Genomic DNA, 16162 nt, shown 5'->3' with positions numbered 1-16162 from the left:
GTCAGTTGTGCTATGCCTGCACTCCTCAACAGCTTGAACGGCAAAGACAAAGCCGGAGGAGCCGCCGATCGCCGCCTATCGTTTCATTCACACCGCTGACATCCACCTTGATTCGCCGCTGAAGTCGCTAGCCTTGCGCGATCCCGAGCTTGCCAGCCTCGTCGGTGCGGCAACGCGGTCCGCGTTCAGCGCCATCATCGACCTGTGCATCGCCGAAGGCGTTGACGCGCTTGTCATAGCCGGCGATCTCTATGACGGCGACCAGACCTCGATGAAAACCGCCCGGTTTCTCTCCGAGGAACTGCGCCGTCTATCCGCAGCCGAAATCCGCACCTTCATCATCCGCGGAAATCATGACGCCCTGTCCAGGGTTTCCAAGGAACTGGTACTGCCGGATCTGGTCAAACTGTTCGGCGGGCGGCCCGAACATGTGCTGATCGACCGGGCTCCGGGCGAAAAGCCGGTGGCCATCCACGGATTGAGTTTCGCCAATCCGACCGCGCCCGAAAGCCTGCTTCCGAAATACAGGCAAGCCGTGCCCGATGCCATCAACATCGGAATTTTGCACACCAGTCTTGGCGGCGCGCCCGGCCATGATTCCTATGCGCCCTGCAGTCCGACCGACCTGCACGCCACCGGCTACGACTATTGGGCGCTCGGCCATATTCACAAACGCTCCGTGGTCACGAGACCGGATGCCGCCAACAGAAATGTCGTGGTCATGCCCGGCATGCCGCAAGGCCGCGACATCAACGAGGGTGGCGCCAAATCGGTTACACTGGTGTCGATCACAGACGACGGCACAGTCAGCCTGGAAGAACGCCAGACCGCGCTGGCCGAATTCGCCCGGGTCACTATAGTCGCTGAAGGCAGCACTGAATGGAGCGATCTGGCCGAGAAAATCACCGATGCACTGAAACAGGCCCGTGCCAATTCAACCACGCCTGAACTTGTGGTGCGGCTCGGTTTTTCCGGCGCCACGGACCTGGCCTGGCGCATGCGCCGCGATGCCGATCTGCTGATGACCGAAGCTCAGGACCGTGCAGCACGCATCGGTGCGGTCTGGATCGAGAAAATCGAAATCGACTGTGTCCCGCCGAGATCCGAAGGCCCGGCCTCCACCGATCCCCTGCACGAACTCCGGACACTGATGCAGACCGACATTTTGGGCTCTGGCGGCTATGCGGCGGCACTCACCACACTGGCTGAGCAACTGCAGGCACAACTCCCCACCGAGCTTCGCGACCTGCTCGGAACCGACGAAACCGGGACCAGCGAGACGCTCGAAAAACTGGCCCGCGAAGGCGCTGAAGATGTGCTGGCACGTCTGCAAGGCGATCCGGCAACCGGCGCCGGGAGCGAGACCGCCTGATGCGCCTCAACCGCCTCGACCTGACCCGCTACGGCAAGTTCACCGATCATGTCATCGATTTCGGATCGCCTAGCGATGGCAAGCCGGATCTGCACATTGTCTACGGCCCCAACGAGGCCGGAAAATCCACCCTGTTCAATGGCTGGCTCGACCTGCTGTTCGGCATTGGGGCGCAAAGCAGCTACAATTTCCTGCATCCCTACCCGACCATGCGCATTGGTGCTTCCATCGACATTGATGGCGAAACCCGCGAATTCGTCCGCATCAAACGCCCTCAAAACAGCCTGTTCGACGGCCGTGACCAGCAAATACCGGAAACTTCCCTGCTCGCCGGTCTCGGCGGTCTTGGCCGGGACGGCTACCGGACGATGTTTTCGCTGGATGACGAGACCCTCGAACAGGGCGGCGAAAGCATCCTTGCCAGCCGTGGCGATCTCGGCGAATTGCTGTTTTCAGCCAGCGCCGGGCTTGGCGATCTCTCGCAACAGCTCGGCAAAATCCGGACCGAGACCGACACGTTTTACAAATACCGGTCACGGTCGGGACAATTGGCCGGGCTCAAGTCAGAGCTGACTGAGCTGAAAGCCGAACGCGACAGGATCGATACCCAGGCCAGCCGATATGCCCAGCTGACCAAGGGTCTCGAAGAGGCCAGCGCGCGGCATGTCGAGGCAAGCACCGAACGGCGGCGCGTCTCGGCCCGCCTTGCTGCGATAAACCGGCTGCTGGCTGCCCTGCCCCGCCTGGGCGAACTCGACCGATTGCACCAGCAGATCGAACCGCTGTCCGGCCTGCCGGACGTGGCGCCGGACTGGCGCGGCCAGATCGGCCGGTTGCGCGACGATGACGCGACACTCGAAGCCAGTCGCAGTGCATTGAACGATGAGATCGAGCGCCTGACCACCGAACTTGACGCCAGCGCCGTCGATGACCAGATCCTGGCGCTACAGGGCCGGATCAACGATCTCGACCGGTTGCGCACCCGCCACGACACCGCCGAGCAGGACCTTCCCGAACGTCGGCTGGCGCTGGGCCGCATGGAAGGCCACATCGAACAATTGCTGGCGCGGCTCGGACAAAGCGGCAAAGCCGAAAATGTTTTGCTCGACACCGCCCGCACCGCAGCCTTGCGCGAACTCATCGATACACGCTCAAGCCTTGATGTCCGCTTGGCGGCAGCGCGGAAAGAGGCGGCGGACGCAAAGGCCGCTTGTGATGAGGCGCGAGCCCAGCTGGAAAGTGTCGGGGGCAACGGTGCGGACACGACATCCGAGCGCCGGCCTGCACAGATTGCGGCTTTGACCGAAACCCTGACCGCTGTGCGCAATGACGACCATCGGCTGCGCAAGCAAGCCGCCGAGCGCGCCATCGGTCCGGCGAAAGACAAATGCGCAGCGCGGCTGCAGGCGCTCGCGCCCTGGCTGGGCGACATTAGCGACCTAAGCGCCATGCGCCCGCCTTCGGCCACCACGCTCCGCGGCTGGAAGACCGATCTCGAAGCCACAGCCCGCGACTTTGAGAAGGCCGAAGCAGACATTGGCCGCCTCACCCAGTCGCTCAGGCGCAACGAGGCCGAAGCCGGGGCCATCGCCCAGTCGCGGGCCTTGCTGTCGACAGGTGAAATCGAAGCCCTGCGCGCCGCCCGCGACGCGGCCTGGGCGCAACACGCATCGGTTCTCGACGCCGCCACGGCCAAGGCGTTCGAGGCTGCCATGCAGGCCTATGACGCGGCCGCCGACAAGCGCGCCGCCCATCAGGCCGACGTCGCCAAGCTCAACGAGCTTTCGGTGCAGATCGCCATCACCCGGTCTGAGCTTGAAGGCGCGACCACAGCAAAAACCACGATCGAAACCAGCCGCGCCAACCTGCTCGACCAAATCGTCGCAGTGCTTGCCGACCTGTCGGAAAAATTACCCACAGACATGCACCACGACGCGCTCGAGAGCTGGCTTGGCTTGCGGGAACTGGCACTGGAAGCCGATCAGGAACTGCGCGCCCGCGTCAGCGAACGCGACATCGCCACCCAGGATCAAAAAGCTGCAACCGATCGGCTGCTCAAGGCACTGGCGCCGCTCGGCGTTGAGGCCTCTGACGCCGAGGATTTTGACGTGCTGATCGCACAGGCACAGGACCTGGTCAGCCGCGAAACCCGGCTCGACGCCCAGCGCCAGATCGTTGCGACCCAGGAACGCATGCTTAAAACACGCCAGCTCGAGCTGCGCACCGCTGAAGACGAGCTGCAGGCCTGGTTGCTGGCCTGGAAAACTGCCTGCAGCGGCAGCTGGTTTGGCCAATCAGACCGGGCCGCAACCGCAGCCGAAGTGCGCGAGGCGCTGCCTTTGCTGACCGAACTCGGCACCGCGATCCATGACCGCACCGGCCTTGCCGACCGCGTAGCCAAGATGGAGCGCGATCAGGCCGATTACGCCGCAGCCCTCGCCGATATTGCCCGCGACGCAGGGATCGACCCCACCGAGGTCCCCGTATCCGCGCTGGCACGGCAACTGAGCGAGCGTCTGGCTGGAGCGCAGACCGCGCAATCCCGCCATGACACTCTAACCGCACAGATCGAGGCGGCGGTCGAGCGGCAGCGGGCGCAATCGGAGGCCCATGCCGCTCATAGTGCCAGAAAGACCGAGATGCTGACTGCTCTCAACGCCGAGACGCTGACCGAGGCGGCGTTATGTGTGGACCGGGCGCTGGAGCGCAAGGCGCTTGCCGAGCGGGTGGACGAAATCCGCGACCAAATCCGGGCAAGCCTCGACGCAGCGTCATATGAAGAGGCGCAGGCGCAGCTCGAAGCCAGCGAGCCGGCCAGCCTGAACGCGGAAAAGCTGGAGCTCGAAGCCACGCTCGAAACGCTCGATGCCGATGTCCAGGAACTCTACGCCGCACGCACCCGCGCCACGGCAGACCTCAACGCCGTCGGCGGTGACGATGCCGTTGCCCGCATTGAGCAACAGCGCAAGACCATACTTCTGGCCATTACCGAGGGCGCCGAGCGCTATCTGAAACTGTCCGCCGGGATCATCGCCATGGAACAGGCGCTGACGCTCTACCGCGAACGCCACCGCTCATCGATGATGGCGCGCGCCTCCGACGCCGTCCGTATCATCAGCCGTGGCCGTTACACCGGGCTTGCCTCGCAGCCCGACAAGGATCGCGAGTTGCTGATCGCACTTCAAAATGACGGCTCGTCCAAACAGGCAGCCGAAATGTCCAAGGGCGCCCGCTTCCAGCTCTATCTGGCGCTGCGGGTCGCTGGCTATCATGAGTTTGCCGAGACGCGGCAGACCGTGCCGTTCATCGCCGATGACATCATGGAAACCTTTGATGATTTCCGCGCAGAGGAAACCTTTCGCCTGTTTGCCGAAATGGCAGGCGTCGGTCAGGTGATTTACCTGACCCACCACAAGCATCTCTGCGACATCGCCAAATCCGTCTGTCCGGACGTCAAAATCCACGAATTGACCGCCTGAACCGGTTAAATTCCCCTGTTTTTTTGCACCTGCGAACAGGCTTGGCTTGGCATCGGCGGCTTATCCCTGTATCGAACCCGCAAATCTCCATGCGTTTGTTTGGATTCCATACTCTGCAGGCAGCTTGACTGCCGGACCGCAAATGCGCTCCGCAGGCGCCGCTTCTGCAAACTTCGCACCGTCAAACCATCCTTTCACCGGACAGGACGCCAACTCGCCATGATCTCGTTCAACAGCTATCTCGCGCAATGGACCGGCAACGTCCGCGGTGACATCCTCTCGGGTCTCGTCGTCGCCCTTGCCCTGATCCCCGAAGCCATCGCATTCTCGATCATCGCCGGCGTTGATCCGAAAGTCGGGCTTTATGCCTCGTTCTCCATCGCCGTGATCACCGCGATCGTCGGCGGTCGCCCGGGCATGATCTCGGCCGCCACCGCCGCCACCGCGGTGCTGATGGTCACGCTGGTCAAGGAGCATGGGCTTGAATATCTGCTGGCAGCCACGGTGCTCGCCGGTCTGATCCAGGTTGTCGCCGGTCTGGCCAAGCTTGGCTATGTCATGCGGTTTGTGTCGAAATCGGTGATGACCGGCTTCGTCAACGCGCTGGCGATCCTGATCTTCATGGCGCAATTGCCCGAACTCATCGGCGTGCCATGGCTCACCTATGTCATGGTCGCGGCTGGCCTGGCGATCATCTATCTGTTTCCGCTGATCACCAAGGCGGTGCCCTCGCCGCTGGTCACCATCATCGTGCTCACAGCCGTCACCCTGTTCTTCGGCTTCGACCTGCGCACCGTCGGCGACATGGGCGACCTGCCTGACACCCTGCCGATCTTCCTGATCCCGGATATCCCGCTGACGCTGGAAACGCTGCTGATCATCCTGCCCTATTCGGTCGCTGTTGCAGCCGTAGGCTTGCTCGAATCACTGATGACCCAGACCATCGTCGACGATCTCACCGACACCCCGTCCGACCGCAACATGGAATGCATCGGCCAGGGAATCGCCAACACCGCCACCGGCTTCATCGGCGGCATGGCCGGTTGCGCCATGATCGGCCAGTCGATCATCAATGTGAAATCCGGCGGCCGCGGAAGGCTCTCCACCTTCATGGCCGGCGCCATGCTGCTGTTCTTCATCGTTGTGCTGGGCGACTGGGTTGCCCAGATCCCGATGGCAGCCCTTGTGGCGATCATGATCATGGTCTCGATCGGTACCTTCTCCTGGTCCTCGATCAAGAACCTGCGCACCCATCCGCGCTCGTCCTCAGTGGTGATGCTGGCAACGGTGCTGTTCGTGGTCTTCACCCACAATCTGGCGATCGGCGTTCTGGTCGGCGTGCTGCTGTCCGGCCTGTTCTTCGCCTGGAAGATCGCCCAGTTGTTCGGCATCCGCTCCACCCTATCGGAAGATGGCAATACGCGGACCTATATCGTTGAAGGCCAGTTGTTTTTCGCCTCCGCCGATGATTTCATGCAGGGCTTCGATTTTCGCGAAGTGCTGGAAAAGATCGTCATCGATGTCTCCCGCGCCCACATCTGGGACATATCCAGCGTCATGGCGCTCGACATGGCAGTATTGAAGTTCCGGCGCGATGGCGCAACGGTGGAGATTGTTGGCATGAACGAAGCGTCTGAGACCATCGTCGACCGGCTTGCCATTCATGACAAGCCCGGCGCGATGGATCAGCTGGTGTCGCATTAGTGCATCCTGCGATCAGGCGGCATCGCCTGATTGCAGACAAGATGCCTAGATCAAAGAGAGAGAACGCTGCTTCCAAATGGACGCACCGCGCTTTAGGGGAACAAGAACCATGACCAACATCATTCTGGCCCTTGTCGACGGGTCCACCTATTCCAAGAGCGTTTGCGACCATGCGGCCTGGGCAGCAGGCCGCATGAACGCCGAGGTCGATCTGCTGCACGTGCTGGGCCGCCGCTCCGGCAGCGACACATCCGATCTGTCCGGCTCGATTGCGCTGGGCGCACGCACGGCACTGCTTGAGGAGCTGTCAACGCTCGATGAACAGCGCGCAAAGCTGTTGCAGCTCAAGGGCCGCGCCATCCTCGACGATGCCCGCGCCATCATCGAAGCTGCTGGCCAGAAGGTTGCCGGCGCCCATCTTCGTATGGGCGAAATTGTCGACACGGTGATCGAGCAGGAAGGCCCTGCCAGCATGATCATGGTCGGCAAGCGCGGCGAAGAAGCCGATTTCGCCAGCCTGCGCCTCGGCGCGCATCTCGAACGCTTCATCCGCGCCAGCCACAAGCCGGTCTTTGTAACGTCCCGCGCCTTCAAGCCGATCAAAAAGGCGGTCATTGCCTATGATGGCGGCGCATCAAGCCAGCGTGTTGTCGATCACATCGCCCGCAATCCGCTGTTTGCCGGCCTCACCATCGACGTCATTACCGTCGGAAGCCGCAACCGCGACACCGAACGCGCGCTCGAAAACGCCAAGGCCCTGCTCGAAGGCGCGGGCCTGAGCGTCGAGACCGCCATCCTGTCGGGCCAGCCCGACGTGGTATTGGCCCAGCGAGTCGAGGAAAGCGGCGCCTCCATGGTCGCTATGGGCGCCTACGGCCACTCCCGCATCCGCAGCTTCGTCATCGGCTCGACAACGACCGAAATGCTGCGCTCCTGCAAGGCGCCAGTGCTGTTGATGCGGTGATCTCGGCAAAGCCTGACTACACCGGCCATCGCATGAGTTGAATTCGGCAGATTGGATGGGGGGGGGGGGTCGCCACCCGAAGGTCCTGACGAATGGGTGCCGGTTACTCGTCAATATTGATCTCGGTGGAAAAGACCGTGCCCTCGTCAAACGTATAGGTATGCGATCCACCGAGTTGCATTACCATGCCCTTGATGATTTTTGTGCCCATGCCGGTGCGGGCGCTTGCGATATCAAACCCGGGCCCGTTGTCCGCAATGACAAGCCTTGCCCTGCCCTGGGTCAAGCGCTTGAGGCTGATGGAAATTGCAGCATCAGGCTTGTCCAGATCAGCATATTTGAAGGCGTTGGTGACGACTTCATTGATCAGCAGCGCCAATGACGTCGCCCGATCATGGCTGATAGAGACTGGATCTATGTCGAGAGTTAGCTTGGCCGATGAGCCATACGCCTGAAAAAGCGATTCTGTGATTGAAGCAATGAACGTCGGAGCATCAAGGGCGGCAAAGGCATCATGGTTATACATATGCTCGTGGACAGAGGACATGGCGGCAAACCGCAACTGGATATCGGTTTTGATGGCTTCAGGAAGATCTTGCATCCTGACGAGCGACTGCATCGACTGCAGGTTGTTCTTGACCCGGTGATGGATCTCGCGAAACAACATCGTATTCGTGGCCAGAGCTGTTCTTAGCTCTTCGTGACGACGGCCATCCCGTTGCAGGAGCCGGATGATCCAGATCGCGCAGATCGCCAGGGCCAGGCTGGTCGGAATGACGATCGCCAGGAATATCCAGACACGTTGCCAGAACCGACCTACCGTTTCGGCCGTCCCTACCGAAGCCAGGGCGATAAGTTCCGTGCCCGGCACCGTCTGGTAGCTAACCACTCGTTGTACGCCATCGACGGGAGAATTGCTGGTGTAGACACCAAAGTCAGCTTTCGGGAGCAGATCGGTGAAAAGGACATACTTGCTCAGGTCTGCCGGTGCGTCCGATTGCGGGTAACGCGCAACCAGCATTCCGTCAGAGCGCAGAATACTGATGGTTGAATCAGTTCCCAGGTCCAGCGATTCAAGCAAGTCTTCCAGCAGGGCCGCATCGAATGAAATTATTGCCACGCCGATGAACACACCACCTCGCTCAAGCCGTCGGCTGAACGCAAAGATCTGACTCCCATCAAGGCGACTGATCAGAAGCGACGAGGTGAAGAAGGGCTTGCCCGCTGCCGGGGCGGAGAAATATTCTCGGTCACGAATGTCGATGTTTACGAAGTTGGAATCGGTCGTGTAGAGGGTCTGACCTTCGGCCGCGACGATGTAAGCCTTGGCACTGGCGGGCAGGCCTTCGAGAGCGTCTCTTACGTTAGTCAAAGTCGATGTATCATTGGGCTGTACATCTCGCCCAAGCGCGGAGTCCATACGCCGCAGAGCTTGCGCAGCGACCTCAACGATCCACCCGGTATTGATCTTCACCGCCTTGGCAGCTGCGGTTGCGGAAGCCTCGGCCCGCTCTTCCGCGTCATTGAACCCCTGATAGACAAGGGAACCAACGATAAATGAATAGATGAGCAAGGTTGCGATAATGAATGTTATCGCAGCACGCGCTGAACCAGCAATCGCTTTGGTGACCACTGAGCATCCTCTCCAAAATCGCCTAGCAGCAATGCTTAGCGAGAATGCATTTTGTTGGCTATAGCGGTTTTGCTACAGATCCCCCGAACGGAACGATGCGACTTTCGCAAGGCCCGGTGATGTACCTGCAACAGCACTGCATCCAACAGAAAGTGCAAAGGATTCGGCAACGCGATGGATTGATGTATGTACGTTATCATTCAAATGAATCCGATAGGACTACCCGGTCGTTCCAGAACCTTTCTCAACGAACAGCCGCTTCGCAAAGCCGTACGAAATCAAACGGCATCAGACATCAGCTTTCAGTCGAATCTGATCACAGAACACGCCCCCTACCCCGGCAAGCCCAACGGCCTCTGCCGCCGCCAGTGATAAAACACCTTGGCCAGCGCGGCTGAAACAATGCGGGCGTCGACGGTGTCCGACCGGCTGGTCAGCATGATCGGAACCCGGGCGCCGAGCGCAATGCCGGCCGATGAGGCGCCGGCCAAGTGGATCAGCTGTTTGGCGATCATGTTGCCGCTTTCGAGATTGGGCGTCACCAGAATGTCGGCATAGCCCGCCACATCCGAGACGATGCCCTTTGCCGCCACGGCAGCCGGCGAGATGGCGTTGTCGAACCCCAGCGGACCATCCACCTTGCCACCGACAATCTGGCCACGGTCATGCATCTTGCAGATCGCTGCGGCAAGCAGCGTCGACGGCAGCTTGCCGGTCACGGTTTCAACCGCCGACAACAGCGCCACCAGCGGGGTTTCCACGCCCAGCGCAATCGCCAGATCAATAGCGTTCTGGACGATGTCGCTGAGCGCCTCGAGATCGGGCGAAATATTTATCGCCGCATCGGTGACAAACAGCGTCCGGTTCTGGCCTGGCATGTCGAGCGCAAAGACATGGCTCAACCGCCGCTCGGTGCGCAGTCCATGGGTCCGGTCGAGCACGGCGGAGAGCAATTCATCGGTGTGCAGCTTGCCCTTCATCAAGGCCCCCACCCGCCCCTCATGCACCAGAGCCACGGCCATTTCGGCCGCCGCATGGCTGTGCGGCGCATCAACAATTTCCAGACCCTGCAAATCCAGTCCGGCCGCCTCGGCAGCTGCCTTGATCTTGGCTTGCGGACCAACAAGCACCGGTACGATCATGCCTTCGTCGCGCGCGGCAATCGCGCCGCCCAGGCTGAGATCATCGCAGGGATGCACAATCGCGGTGATCAGCGGGTCAAGCGATCTGGCCTTCTCCACCAGCGCCCCAAACCGCACACCATGTGTATGCCGTCCGGCAGAGGGCATACGGGCGACCGGGCGTTTGATCTTTTGGCGCGGAGCGCGCACCTCGGCGGTGCCTGACACCACCGTCACACCGTCTGCATTGACACAGGCGCAATCGAGCGTGACATGACCCGAGTTCCTGTCGACGCCGGTCACCTCAACCCGCACCGTGATCTTGTCGCCAATGCTGACTGGCTGGTGAAAGGCCAGCGTCTGGCCCAGATGCACAGTTCCCGGCCCCGGTAATCGCGTGGCCAGAACCGCCGAAATCAGAGTGCCTGCCCACATGCCATGTGCAATGCCCTGCAGCAGACCCGCGGCTTCCTCATCATCGGCATCGATATCGGCGGGATTGACGTCGGCTGATGCGGTGGCAAACAGCGCCATGTCCTGACGGGTCAGTATCCGTTCGAGATCCGCAGTCTCGCCAATGCCGATTTCATCAAGAGTGCGGTTTTCAATCAGGTTCATGCGTTGCTCCAAGGACAGTCCGTTTGATAGCGGCGGGTGCCCGGCAACCGGGTTCTGGGCACGACCCGCGTGCAAGCGACCTTGCCCCACAGCTCCAACAGATACAAGACAGACAAAATGACCCGCCAGTGCGTCAGCTACTGGCAGGTCAGACTCAGTATCAGGGGGCGATGACACTCAGGCTATGTCATCGGGACCGGCCGCACGTTTTTTACCGGTGAACATGGCGCAAACCAGGTTTTCGCCATGTTCAAAACTTGCAAGCACCACTCCGCCAATATGCAGCGCGACGAGGCCAAGTGCTGCAAAAGCCGCACCTTCATGCAGTTCCCCAACCCATTTGACGCCCCAATAGGCGTCTGTCGTCATCATCCAGCCGCTGAGCGAAATCACCGAATTGGCCAGCAACAGACCGAGCACCATCAAGCCGCCTGCCGGGTTGTGCCCCAGATACCGATGCGCCTTCAGCCGAACCGTATCAGCAACGAACCCGGCTACGGTCGACGGCCCGTAGATGAAGGACGAAAACCGCGCGTGCCGCGATCCGACCAAACCCCAGAGCACGCGGAACGCAATCAGGCCCGCAATGATATAGCCTGCGGTTTCATGCGGCACTTGCCATTCATCGCCGGTGAGAAAGGCAAAGCTGAACAAGCCGACCAGCGACCAGTGGAAGATCCTGACCAGCGGGTCCCACACCCGGACGGTCGCCGGCGACTGGGTGTCGCCGGTTTCCATCGTGGTCGTGACTGCGGCCATCAGTCTTCAGCCTTCACCCTGAGCACGTCACCGGTGCCCGGATGAAAATAGACCTCGACGCGCTTGCCGTCCTTGTCGAGCGCATAGGCTTCCATGCAGCCGTCCTCAACCTTGATCGACCGTACGTCAAAGCCCTGGGTCTTGGCCTTTTCGGTGATGGCAGCGTCGCTCATCCACTGATCGCGCGGCACGTCGGGGCAGTCCTGGGAGGCATATGCTGCGGCTGGCGCAAGCAGTGTGACAAGGGTTGCTGCGATGAGTATGGTCTTCATGTTTTGTCTCCTTCAAGAAGTGCGATATTGGCCACCGGCCATTGACCTGGCTGTTCTCGCACGGCGCTCATGACAAGCCGCTGAGGAGGAGTGTCAGCGTTTTGTCATGTTGAAACCCGGATGATGCGATCATGAACCGATATGGCTTTCTCCTGCTGCTGTTCGCAGCCATCAAACCTGTGTTTGCATCCGCCTCTGCGGATGATGACGATGACCATCATCAGCGCGCCAGTCTCGACGCCGCCATAAAGCGCGGCGAGGTCATGAAATTGACTGAAATACTCGAAAAGGTGAAAGGGAAAATTCAAGGTCGGATTGTCGAAATTGAATTCGAGTACTCACGGGAAATGCCGATTTACGAGATCTATATCATCAACAGTGAAGGCCGCCGTCTTGAGTATGAAATCGATGCCCGCACCGCGGAAATCCTCCGACTTGAAGACGAGGATTGAGCCTGATGCGCGTTCTGCTTGTCGAAGATGATGATCGTATCCGGGAGGATGTCAGCCGTGCGCTGGAAGCTTCCGGCTATGTGGTCGACACTGAAACCAATGGCGAAGAGGCCTGGTTCCTCGGCGACACAGAAACCTATGCAGCCGCCATCCTCGATCTCGGCCTGCCCGGCATGGACGGGTTGAGCGTGCTCAAGCGCTGGCGCGCCGGCGGACGTGACTTTCCTGTTCTGGTGCTGACCGCCCGAGGCGCGTGGACCGAACGGGTCGAAGGGATCGATGCCGGTGCCGATGATTACCTGCCAAAACCCTTTCGCATGGAAGAACTGGTTGCCCGGTTGCGCGCCATCATCCGCCGCTCCGGCGGACAGGCCAACCCGGTGGTCATCGTCGGCGAGGCAGAACTCGACACACGGCAAATGCGGCTCAGCGTCCGTGGCGTCCCGGTCAATCTATCGCCTCAGGAATATCGCCTGGTTGCCTATCTGATGCTCAACAAGGGACGTGTGGTGAGCCAACAGGAACTGTCCGAACATTTGCAGTCAGTCCACTTCGAGCGCGAATCCAACGCCATTGAAGTGCTGGTCGGACGTGTGCGGCGCAAGTTGCCGTCCACCCTCATCGAAACGCGGCGTGGTTTCGGCTATATCGTCGACGTGCCTGTCGAGGCGTCATGAAACCTGCCCGCTCCCTGCGATTCAGGCTTTTTGCCTATGCTGTCATCGTTGTCGCTGCGGCACTGCTGGTCACCGGATTCAGCTTGTCGGCTCTGTTTGCCCGCCATCTCGAGCGCCGCGTCGGCCAGGAACTCGACACCCACCTGACCCAGCTCACCGGTGGTTTGCGGCTCGATGCCGGTTCGGCTCTGTCGCTGGCTCGCGAGCCGGTTGATCCCAGGTTCCAGTCCATTTTTGGTGGTTTGTATTGGCAGGTTGACGATGTCACGGCTGGCTCGCAACTACGGTCGAGGTCCTTGTGGGATACGTTTCTCGATATTCCCGGCGACGTGTTGCAGCCGGGGGAGACCCATGTTCACGACGTCACCGGCCCCGAGGCTTCACAACTGTTGGTTCATGAATCAATGGTGCTGCTTTCAGCTCCGGATGGCGATCACAAATTGCGGGTATCGGTGGCCATCGACAGGGCCGAGATCAGCGCGTTGGCCAGCGGTTTTGCAAGAGACCTTGCCCCGGTTCTGGCGATCCTCGGCGTGGTTCTGCTGCTCGGCTTTCTGCTGCAGATCGGCGAAGGCCTGAAGCCTGTCTATCGCGTTCTGTCCGGGATCAGCGCCATTCGGTCCGGTGACCGCAAGCGACTTGAATCCGATGGCGTTCCGCGCGAAGTCTCGCCGCTGGTCGAGGAGGTCAATGCCCTGCTGGACGCTCAGGATGCCGCAATCAGCCGGGCGCGGGACCGGGCCGCCAATCTTGCCCACGGTCTGAAAACACCGCTATCGGCGCTGGAAACCGATATCGAGCGGCTTCGCGCCAAGGGTGAAACCGAAATCGCCGATGACATCGCCGAACTCGCCCAGCGTATGAGCCGGCATATGCAGCGCGAACTTGCCCGCGCCCGGCTGCGCCACGGCCGCAGCCACGACAAGACGCCGCTCAAGCCGGTTGTCGACGGCATTCTGCGGACGCTCAAGCGCACACCGGCCGGTGAAGAGCTGGACCTGCAATGTAGCGTCGACGCCAGGGCGACCGTCCCCGTCGATCCCGATGACCTCAATGAACTCATAGGCAATCTCGCGGAAAACGCAGTTCGTTTCGCCCGCAGCCGGGTGCTGGTGGACACTGAGACATCTTCCACCGCCCTCATCATCCGCATTGGCGATGACGGTCCCGGCCTGGATCCGGCCCGCATCGCCAGCGCGATGAAACCGGACCAGAGGCTGGACCAATCGGCATTGGGTGCCGGACTTGGCCTGGCGATCTCCAGTGACATCGTTGAATCCTTCGGCGGACAGCTTGAATTGCGCAGTTCAGCGCTTGGAGGACTGGAAGCACGTGTCTCCATCCCCCTTATCCACCCTCCGTCCTGACTTCCGACAGAGCCAAGACCAACCAGAACCAAAAATATTGTCAGGAATATCCTTTATGAACTTTCACCGACCCGTCTTCGGCAGCGTCACCTTGAGTCTCCTCGTCGCAGCCTGGATCATCTTCGTCGTCAATACGGCCTTCTGGACCGATATATTCACGGCTTTTGGCGATCATCGCGAAGGACTTGTTGCTTTCTGCGTCGGCATGTCCGCGCTGCTGGCCGCGCTGTTTCTGAGCGTGTCGGTGAAATACATCACCAAGCCGATATTCATCCTGGCCATTGTCAGCGCCGCCGCGTCTTCCTGGTTCATGCAAAAGTTCGGCGTCATCATAGACACCGACATGATCCGCAACGCTGTTCACACAACCCCCGCAGAGGCCGGACATCTGATGACACCGGCGTTCTTTCGCCACATGTTCATCTACGCCCTGCTGCCTTCAGGGCTGGTTGCGGTGGTGCGCATCCGGCATCTGACTTTTGGTTCCAAGCTGGTGGCGAACCTGAAACTGATCGTACCGCTGCTGCTTATCGCCCTGATCCTGTCGTTCTGGCAGTACCCGACCATTGCGTCGACCATGCGCAACAACCGTATCATCATCAAGAAGCTCAACCCGGTCATGCCGATGGTGAGCGTGGCGAAATACTATATTCGTCAGGGAAAAGAGAAAAACATAGTCGCAGCCCCCCTCGACCCGGACGCCAACCCGGGAGTGCAACTGGCCCATGCCGACAAACCAGTGGTGACCATCATTGTCGCAGGCGAAACCTCCCGTGCCCAGAACTTCTCCCTCAACGGCTACGAGCGGAAAACCAATCCTCAGCTTGAGAAACGTGACATCGTCTATTTTCGCAACGCCTCGTCCTGCGGAACCGCGACAGAGGTCTCTCTTCCCTGCATGTTCTCACTTTATGGCCGTGACGAATACTCGAGCGACAAGGGACTTGCCCAGGAAAACCTGATGGACGTACTCGCCCACGCCGGCGTGACGGTCGAATGGTGGGAAAACAACACTGGCGACAAGGAAGTGGCTACACGCATTTCGAAGCGGGATTTCTCAACAGAAAACGACCCACGTTTTTGTGTCAACACCGAGTGCCACGACCAGGTCATGATCGACGCGCTTGGACCCTGGCTCGATTCGATCAAGGGCAATGCGACCCTTGTCCTGCATCAGTTGGGAAGCCACGGCCCAGCCTATTATGCCCGCTATTCGGAGGAGGAACGGCTGTTCCGGCCGGATTGCCAGACCGCCGAATTCGCCGACTGCACCAGTGAGGAAATCACCAACGCCTATGACAACACCATTGTCGCCGTCGACCATATGCTGGCCCAGGTCATCGACATGCTGGAAGCCCGTTCAGACCGTATTGCCTCCGCGATGATCTACATGTCGGACCATGGCGAATCGCTGGGCGAAAAGGGTCTCTACCTGCACGGCATGCCTTACCTCTTCGCACCCCAGGAACAGACCCATATACCGTTCCTGATGTGGGAGTCGGACAGTCATTCCAATATTTTCGGCAGCACCACCGCTTGCCTCGCCACCCACGCGGATGATCCGGTGTCGCAGGACAATCTGTTTCACACGGTTCTGGGTTTGATGGGCGTGGAAGCCGCGCATTACGATCCGGCGCTTGACCTCACGGCTCAATGTCGGGCGGCATCGAAGCCGCCCAAGGCCGAGTTGCAGTCCGCTTCCCGGCGCCAGCCATGAGAATTTTCGACCGGAATCCCGGCGCGC

General features: G+C 60.4%; 12 protein-coding genes. 8 read left to right on the top strand and 4 right to left on the bottom strand.

Annotation, left to right across the window (positions count from 1 at the left end; genetic code table 11):
- Nucleotides 1–67 precede the first annotated feature (67 nt).
- The 4 genes from IMCC20628_RS06490 to IMCC20628_RS06475 all read left to right on the top strand — a co-directional run bounded on the left by IMCC20628_RS06490 (nt 68) and on the right by IMCC20628_RS06475 (nt 7519).
- Nucleotides 68–1372 (top strand): DNA repair exonuclease, encoded by a 1305-nt coding sequence (locus tag IMCC20628_RS06490; RefSeq protein ID WP_047029537.1) that lies wholly within the window; start codon nt 68–70, stop codon nt 1370–1372.
- Nucleotides 1372–4851 carry an AAA family ATPase gene (locus IMCC20628_RS06485; RefSeq protein ID WP_047029536.1) on the top strand — a complete coding sequence of 1160 codons (3480 nt, stop codon included), beginning with the start codon at nt 1372–1374 and terminating at the stop codon, nt 4849–4851. The genes IMCC20628_RS06490 and IMCC20628_RS06485 overlap by 1 nt, the downstream gene beginning before the upstream one ends.
- 219 nt (nt 4852–5070) lie before the next feature.
- Nucleotides 5071–6555 (top strand): SulP family inorganic anion transporter, encoded by a 1485-nt coding sequence (locus tag IMCC20628_RS06480; RefSeq protein ID WP_047029535.1) that lies wholly within the window; start codon nt 5071–5073, stop codon nt 6553–6555.
- A gap of 109 nt (nt 6556–6664) precedes the next feature.
- Complete coding sequence (locus IMCC20628_RS06475; protein ID WP_047029534.1) at nt 6665–7519, top strand: universal stress protein; 855 nt, start codon at nt 6665–6667, stop codon at nt 7517–7519.
- Between the two features lie 103 nt (nt 7520–7622).
- Here IMCC20628_RS06475 and IMCC20628_RS06470 read toward each other — a convergent pair whose 3' ends face one another.
- The 4 genes from IMCC20628_RS06470 to IMCC20628_RS06455 form a co-directional block, all read right to left on the bottom strand.
- Nucleotides 7623–9152 (bottom strand): cache domain-containing protein, encoded by a 1530-nt coding sequence (locus IMCC20628_RS06470; RefSeq protein ID WP_047029533.1) that lies wholly within the window; start codon nt 9150–9152, stop codon nt 7623–7625.
- Between the two features lie 332 nt (nt 9153–9484).
- Nucleotides 9485–10891: a bifunctional enoyl-CoA hydratase/phosphate acetyltransferase gene (locus IMCC20628_RS06465; RefSeq protein ID WP_047029532.1), complete on the bottom strand. Its 1407-nt coding sequence runs from the start codon at nt 10889–10891 to the stop codon at nt 9485–9487.
- Nucleotides 10892–11068: 177 nt separating this feature from the next.
- Nucleotides 11069–11650, bottom strand: a complete 582-nt coding sequence (locus IMCC20628_RS06460) for a cytochrome b/b6 domain-containing protein (RefSeq protein ID WP_047029531.1) — start codon at nt 11648–11650, stop codon at nt 11069–11071.
- On the bottom strand, nt 11650–11922 hold the full coding sequence (locus tag IMCC20628_RS06455; protein WP_047029530.1) for a PepSY domain-containing protein: 273 nt from the start codon (nt 11920–11922) through the stop codon (nt 11650–11652). The genes IMCC20628_RS06460 and IMCC20628_RS06455 overlap by 1 nt, the downstream gene beginning before the upstream one ends.
- A gap of 131 nt (nt 11923–12053) precedes the next feature.
- Here IMCC20628_RS06455 and IMCC20628_RS06450 point away from each other — a divergent pair, with 131 nt between their 5' ends.
- From IMCC20628_RS06450 to IMCC20628_RS06435, 4 genes are read left to right on the top strand one after another with little or no spacing between them, the layout of a single operon-like run.
- Nucleotides 12054–12374, top strand: coding sequence for a PepSY domain-containing protein (locus tag IMCC20628_RS06450; RefSeq protein WP_052766328.1), 321 nt, complete (start codon nt 12054–12056; stop codon nt 12372–12374).
- A gap of 5 nt (nt 12375–12379) precedes the next feature.
- Complete coding sequence (locus IMCC20628_RS06445) at nt 12380–13051, top strand: response regulator transcription factor (RefSeq protein WP_047029529.1); 672 nt, start codon at nt 12380–12382, stop codon at nt 13049–13051.
- On the top strand, nt 13048–14418 hold the full coding sequence (locus IMCC20628_RS06440; RefSeq protein WP_047029528.1) for a HAMP domain-containing sensor histidine kinase: 1371 nt from the start codon (nt 13048–13050) through the stop codon (nt 14416–14418). Before IMCC20628_RS06445 ends, IMCC20628_RS06440 begins: the two co-directional genes overlap by 4 nt.
- Nucleotides 14419–14473: 55 nt before the next feature.
- Nucleotides 14474–16135, top strand: a complete 1662-nt coding sequence (locus IMCC20628_RS06435; protein WP_047029527.1) for a phosphoethanolamine--lipid A transferase — start codon at nt 14474–14476, stop codon at nt 16133–16135.
- Nucleotides 16136–16162 lie beyond the last annotated feature (27 nt).

The sequence above is a fragment of the Hoeflea sp. IMCC20628 genome (genome assembly GCF_001011155.1).
GTDB lineage: Bacteria > Pseudomonadota > Alphaproteobacteria > Rhizobiales > Rhizobiaceae > Hoeflea.
The sequence above is the reverse complement of the archived record's forward strand: the minus strand, read 5'-3'. Positions and strand labels throughout refer to the sequence as shown.

Excerpts from the sequence above, each read along its gene's own strand:
- IMCC20628_RS06455 (WP_047029530.1), bottom strand. The coding sequence starts at position 11,922 with ATGAAGACCATACTCATCGCAGCAACCCTTGTCACACTGCTTGCGCCA.
- IMCC20628_RS06435 (WP_047029527.1), top strand. The coding sequence starts at position 14,474 with ATGAACTTTCACCGACCCGTCTTCGGCAGCGTCACCTTGAGTCTCCTC.
- IMCC20628_RS06440 (WP_047029528.1), top strand. The coding sequence starts at position 13,048 with ATGAAACCTGCCCGCTCCCTGCGATTCAGGCTTTTTGCCTATGCTGTC.
- IMCC20628_RS06475 (WP_047029534.1), top strand. The coding sequence starts at position 6,665 with ATGACCAACATCATTCTGGCCCTTGTCGACGGGTCCACCTATTCCAAG.
- IMCC20628_RS06460 (WP_047029531.1), bottom strand. The coding sequence starts at position 11,650 with ATGGCCGCAGTCACGACCACGATGGAAACCGGCGACACCCAGTCGCCG.
- IMCC20628_RS06485 (WP_047029536.1), top strand. The coding sequence starts at position 1,372 with ATGCGCCTCAACCGCCTCGACCTGACCCGCTACGGCAAGTTCACCGAT.
- IMCC20628_RS06465 (WP_047029532.1), bottom strand. The coding sequence starts at position 10,891 with ATGAACCTGATTGAAAACCGCACTCTTGATGAAATCGGCATTGGCGAG.
- IMCC20628_RS06445 (WP_047029529.1), top strand. The coding sequence starts at position 12,380 with ATGCGCGTTCTGCTTGTCGAAGATGATGATCGTATCCGGGAGGATGTC.
- IMCC20628_RS06480 (WP_047029535.1), top strand. The coding sequence starts at position 5,071 with ATGATCTCGTTCAACAGCTATCTCGCGCAATGGACCGGCAACGTCCGC.
- IMCC20628_RS06450 (WP_052766328.1), top strand. The coding sequence starts at position 12,054 with ATGAACCGATATGGCTTTCTCCTGCTGCTGTTCGCAGCCATCAAACCT.